At 66.7% G+C, this 552-nt stretch carries 1 protein-coding gene; it reads right to left on the reverse strand.

Going from position 1 to position 552, the window contains the following annotated elements; translation table 11 throughout:
• Positions 1-6: 6 nt before the first annotated feature.
• Positions 7-552: rhodanese-like domain-containing protein (locus QK290_RS18540; RefSeq protein ID WP_282332136.1), on the reverse strand; the 546-nt coding region annotated here is incomplete at its 5' end.

Consider the following 552-nt stretch of genomic DNA (forward strand, 5'->3'; position numbering starts at 1 on the left):
GCCTGCTTAGACGGCGGGGACGCTGGTCTGCCAGGCGTTCCAGGCGGCGTAGCTGCCATCGAGTTCGACGACGTCGTATCCGGCGCGGCGCAAGGCGCTGGCGGCTACGGAGTTCCGTACCCCGGACTGGCAGTAGGACACGATGGTGCCCTCGGCCGGGAGTTCATCGAGGTGCCACATGAGGCGGCCGCCGCTGAGCTGGTATGAGCCAGGGACATGCCCGGCCTTGTGCTCGGTCTTGTTGCGGACGTCCAGGACCATGGTGGCGTCGAACTTTTCGAGGTCCTCGGGCTGGATCAGCTTCGGGGTGAAGGCGGGCAACCCCTCGATGCCGGTGACGTAGCCGGCCACGTTGTCGATGCCCACTCCGACCAGGTGGTCCCACATGTCCTGGGCCTGCTCCTGGTCCTTGGCCAGGAGCACCAGCGGGTTGTTGTCCGTCTCCGGGTTGACCACCCATGCGCCGTAGCTGGCCACGGACTTCCCGGCCGGAACGTTCAGGGACCGGACCACGGTGCCCTCGTGAACCTCACTGTTGGAGCGGGTGTCGAT

Origin of the sequence: Pseudarthrobacter sp. AL07 (assembly GCF_029960665.1) — a bacterium.
Lineage (GTDB): Bacteria > Actinomycetota > Actinomycetes > Actinomycetales > Micrococcaceae > Arthrobacter.